General features: G+C 57.4%; 6 protein-coding genes. 3 read left to right on the top strand and 3 right to left on the bottom strand.

Annotated features, from left to right (window positions below):
• The 3 genes from B4F73_RS09960 to B4F73_RS09950 form a co-directional block, all read right to left on the bottom strand.
• A partial coding sequence (locus tag B4F73_RS09960) for a cryptochrome/photolyase family protein (RefSeq protein WP_290483159.1) occupies positions 1-401 on the bottom strand: 401 nt, incomplete at its 3' end.
• Positions 402-413: 12 nt separating this feature from the next.
• Complete coding sequence (locus tag B4F73_RS09955; protein WP_290483158.1) at positions 414-1,082, bottom strand: DUF6134 family protein; 669 nt, start codon at positions 1,080-1,082, stop codon at positions 414-416.
• Positions 1,079-1,636, bottom strand: coding sequence for a cupin domain-containing protein (locus B4F73_RS09950; protein ID WP_206992790.1), 558 nt, complete (start codon positions 1,634-1,636; stop codon positions 1,079-1,081). Before B4F73_RS09950 ends, B4F73_RS09955 begins: the two co-directional genes overlap by 4 nt.
• Positions 1,637-1,793: 157 nt before the next feature.
• Here B4F73_RS09950 and B4F73_RS09945 point away from each other — a divergent pair, with 157 nt between their 5' ends.
• The 3 genes from B4F73_RS09945 to B4F73_RS09935 all read left to right on the top strand — a co-directional run.
• Complete coding sequence (locus tag B4F73_RS09945; protein WP_206992789.1) at positions 1,794-2,798, top strand: cysteine synthase A; 1,005 nt, start codon at positions 1,794-1,796, stop codon at positions 2,796-2,798.
• A 3-nt stretch (positions 2,799-2,801) separates the two neighbouring features.
• Positions 2,802-3,647 (top strand): sulfurtransferase, encoded by an 846-nt coding sequence (locus B4F73_RS09940; RefSeq protein ID WP_206992788.1) that lies wholly within the window; start codon positions 2,802-2,804, stop codon positions 3,645-3,647.
• Positions 3,644-4,308 (top strand): PLP-dependent transferase (locus B4F73_RS09935; protein WP_290481723.1); only part of this gene is annotated, 665 nt, incomplete at its 3' end. The genes B4F73_RS09940 and B4F73_RS09935, both read left to right, overlap by 4 nt.

Genomic DNA, 4,308 nt, shown 5'->3' with positions numbered 1-4,308 from the left:
ATGAACCGCGTGTCGTCGCGAAGTTCCACCTCTACATCGAAGATGTTGGCCCACACCTCCATATCGCTCAACAGGCGCCATTCGCCGGGTTTCGTGATGATCAAGGTGTCGATGCCGGGATCGGCATCCAACGCACGCGCCACTTCACCGCGCAATGAGCCTTCATTTTCAGGATCCGTTAATTTGACATAGCGAACCGCAACACCCGTTGCTTCCAACTCCTCAGCGAAGTGGCGCATGGCAGAGAATACAAATGCGAGCTTCTTCTTGTGGTGGCCCACATAGGTCGCCTCTTCCATGACTTCGGCCATCAAGACAGTATCTGTGGACGGATTGAAATCAGAAAGAGATGACAGGTCGGGCGTTAGCTGATCGCCAAGAATGAGTGTCAGAGCCGACATTCGGTAGCGAAATCAGTATGGCTTCGCCAAAACGTATTCAATGTCCTGACCACGCGCTTCGAAAGCCAACTTCATCCAACGTCCGGCTTGGTCATACCAAAGCATAACATCAATATCAGAATCCATCAGATACCGCGTGGTCTCGATCTCTTCACCCGCCACACGTATGGTCTCATTCCCTTGTTCAGATACGGTGACCTCCAATATTTCTCCATTGCCGGTCGACAGCAGCTTTGAGGAATTCGTGGCGGCTAAGTTCCAATGACTTGAAGGCACGATTGAGCCTGCAACAACACCGTCATACTCTGTGCCTTCGACCTCCAACCCATCACCGCTGCGCGCTGCCTTCACCGACCCTTCATCGCCATCATCGTCAACCTGACCGGTGAGAGACACGAGTTGTCCATCCTCCCACACTTCAGTGGCGTCGAGCTCATACTTGAAAACGGTGATAGGCCCCAGGCCGGCTTTGAGGTTCACGTCAGTCGTTGCAGTCAGACGTCCCTGGCTATCCTGCCCAAACGTGACGGAGTGGGAGCCGAATGGCTTGCCCTTGCGCAGCACATCAAACTCGATCACGTCGCCCGGGCTTGGTGCCCAACTCGCATCCGACGTCTTTCCGCTTGCGGGTGCGCTAAACAGCGCGGCCGATACCAGAATGGCTCCCAGAAAACGCTTCATTGGAAAATACTCCAGAACCTGTTGGGCCGATGGGCGACAAAGCAAATACAACTTTCGTCTCCCACAGCAGCGGGCTTGTGACGCATGCCGGGTTCACCGAGCACAAGGTCACCGCGAGAATATGTGCCATATCCATCTGTAAAACGCCCGGACAGGACAACGGTTGCCTCAAGGCCACCATGACCATGCATCGGCGCGCTTTGACCGGGCTCCAGTTTCATGAACTTTGTCCCCGGCGTGCCTGCAGATGCATATTGAACGCCGGAGAAACCGCGCCGCCAGCTCAAATCGCCAGATGATTGGAACAGGACCTCATCAGCTGAGAGACCTGACCATCGGGCGCGACCAGTTCTCGAACTCTGCTGGGCCGGGTCGGCAAGTATCGGGTCAGATCGTTCCAGCATCACACCGCCGATCATTGACCAGAGATGCGCGGTCTCAGCCCCCCTCTCACTCAGTGAAATGTGCAGGTCCCCCGCCACAGCAAAGGACTCCGGATGGTTCCCGGCGGCATGGTCCATCATGAAAGCAATATAGGTGTCGGTGTGGGTCAAGCAGGCGGTCCTGTCTCGGTTGGTCTATTCATGCTTCTTACGCAGACCGGCACGAATTGGATCACACGGGCCCTGTGGGACTCACAACGGTTGTGAAAACCTCTGCGCCGCACTAGCTTCGTCCCAAAGAAAATTGACCAGAATCGGACCTAATCTGATGAAGTTTCATCGCTCGGTGATCGACCTTATCGGCAACACCCCCCTGCTTCGCCTGAACCAGGCATCTGACGAAACCGGCTGCGAAATTCTCGGCAAATGCGAATTCCTCAATCCGGGGCAGTCTGTGAAAGACCGACCGGCACTGGGCATTGTTCGCGACGCTGAAGCGGCTGGAGAGCTGAAACCCGGCGGCACCATTGTCGAAGGAACGGCTGGAAACACCGGCATCGGGCTCGCATTGGTCGGCGCAGCACTCGGCTACCGCGTGGTCATCGTTATGCCACGCACGCAAAGCCAGGAGAAAAAGGATGCAATCCGCCTACTCGGCGCAGAGCTGATCGAGGTCGATGCGGTCCCCTACAAGAACCCAAACAACTACCAGCACTTCTCGAAGCGCCTGGCCGAAGACCTTGCCAAGTCGGAACCAAACGGCGCGATCTGGGCAAACCAGTTCGACAATATCTCGAACCGCAAGGCCCACTACGACACCACTGGTCAGGAAATCTGGACCCAAACCGATGGCAAGCTTGACGCTTTCATCTGCGCGGTCGGATCTGGCGGCACGCTCGGCGGTGTATCGCTCGCACTAAAGGAAAAGAACAAGGACATTCAGATCGGTGTCGCAGATCCCGGCGGGGCTGCGATGTATGAATACTACAAGAACGGTGAGTTGAAATCCGAAGGCACCTCAATCACTGAAGGCATCGGACAAGGTCGCATCACAGCCAATCTTGAAGGTATTGAAGTGGATCGCGCTTATCGCTGTACGGATGAGGAAGCGCTCAACATCCTTTTCGGCCTCGTTCAAAATGAGGGTCTGTGTCTTGGCGGCTCCGCGGGAATAAATGTCGCCGGGGCCGTTCAGATGGCGAAGGATCTGGGGCCCGGGCACACAATCGTCACGGTGCTCTGCGACTATGGCAACCGATACCAGTCGAAACTCTACAATCCCGATTTCCTGAGATCGAAGGATCTGCCGGTTCCCGCATGGATGGAGGCTTGAATTATGGAATCCGGAGACCCGCTTGTCACAGCCGAATGGCTGAAAGAACATATCTCTGCGCCAGACGTCCGGGTCGTGGACGCAACCTGGTTCCCTCCCTTCCTCAATCCCGAGAAGACGGGGCGCCAGGCATGGGCTGAAGGGCACATCCCGGGGGCCGTCTATTTCGACATCGACGCCATCAAGGCAGGCGGAACCGATCTGCCGCACATGCTGCCCGATCCCGTCATGTTCTCGTCGCGTGCGCGCAAGCTCGGCCTGGGAGACGGCAACCGGATCATCGTCTATGACCAGTTCAACTTCTTCGCCTCGGCTCGCGTATGGTGGATGTTGCGCGTAATGGGCCAACGCGACGTAAAAGTACTTGATGGTGGGCTCAAGGCCTGGACGGATGCTGGTGGCGAGACCGAGGACCTGCCACCGGTGGCCGTCGAACGCCATTTCACAGCGCGCGTCCGGTCCGATCTGCTGAAGGATTCAGACCAAATGCTTGCAGCATCTGCGAACAGCTCCCACAACATCATAGACTCCCGCTCGGCCGAGCGTTTCTCCGGCGAGGCTCCCGAACCGAGAGAGGGGCTTCCCTCCGGCCACATCCCTGGCAGCATTTGCCTGCCCTCCGGCGAACTCCGCACGGAAGACGGCAGGATGAAATCCGCCGAGGAACTTGGCAAACTGTTTCCAAATCCCCTCGCGCCCACAATCGCGACCTGCGGGTCTGGCGTGTCTGCCGCTGTCACGGCACTCGCGCTGGCCCGACTCGGTAATTGGGACGTCGCGGTCTATGATGGATCGTGGGCGGAATGGGCGTCTGACGCATCCCGTCCCGTCGCCACTGGCACAGCATGACAAAGGACACTGCGACACGTCTCATCCATACGCGTGGCCGCCGGTTGGCCCAGAAGACAGTCAATCCGCCAATCGAGCGGGCGTCCACACTCCTGTTTGATACATCCTCAGACCTCTATGGCGCGAAGCCCGGCTACGGCCGTATGGGCCTGGCGGTTCATCGTGAACTTGAAGACGCACTTTGCGTACTTGAGAATGCGACCTTCGCAAAACTGACCTCGAACGGATTACAGGCCTGCGCGCTTGCCATCGGCAGCCAGGTAAAAGCCGGGGATCACATCCTTTTCACCGACTCCGCCTATGGCCCCACCGCGCGCTATCTTGATCGTCGATTGGAAAAAATGGGGGTAGAGGCGACGCGCTTCGATCCGCGATGTGGCGCAACCATTTCTAACCTGATCAAACCCAACACGCGCGTAATTTACCTGGAATCTCCGGGCTCACTCACCTTCGAGATCAGCGATACGCCTGCCATCGTGGACGTGGCGCAGCAGCGTGGTATTCGCACCATTCTCGATAATACATGGGGCGCTGGAATTCTGCACAAGCCACTGGACCTCGGCGTGGACATCTCTGTCCAGGCGTTGACAAAATATGCGGTTGGCCATGCGGACGTGTTTGGCGGCGCTGTCATGAGCCGCGACAAGCGCGTGGCGCAAGA

It is taken from the genome of Hyphomonas sp. UBA3601 (assembly GCF_002375605.1).
Classification (GTDB): Bacteria; Pseudomonadota; Alphaproteobacteria; order Caulobacterales; family Hyphomonadaceae; genus Hyphomonas.
This window is presented reverse-complemented; position numbering and strand designations above follow the sequence as displayed.

What these genes read in the sequence shown, in the direction of transcription:
- B4F73_RS09955 (WP_290483158.1), bottom strand. Translation starts at nt 1,082, where the DNA reads ATGAAGCGTTTTCTGGGAGCCATTCTGGTATCGGCCGCGCTGTTTAGC.
- B4F73_RS09940 (WP_206992788.1), top strand. Translation starts at nt 2,802, where the DNA reads ATGGAATCCGGAGACCCGCTTGTCACAGCCGAATGGCTGAAAGAACAT.
- B4F73_RS09945 (WP_206992789.1), top strand. Translation starts at nt 1,794, where the DNA reads ATGAAGTTTCATCGCTCGGTGATCGACCTTATCGGCAACACCCCCCTG.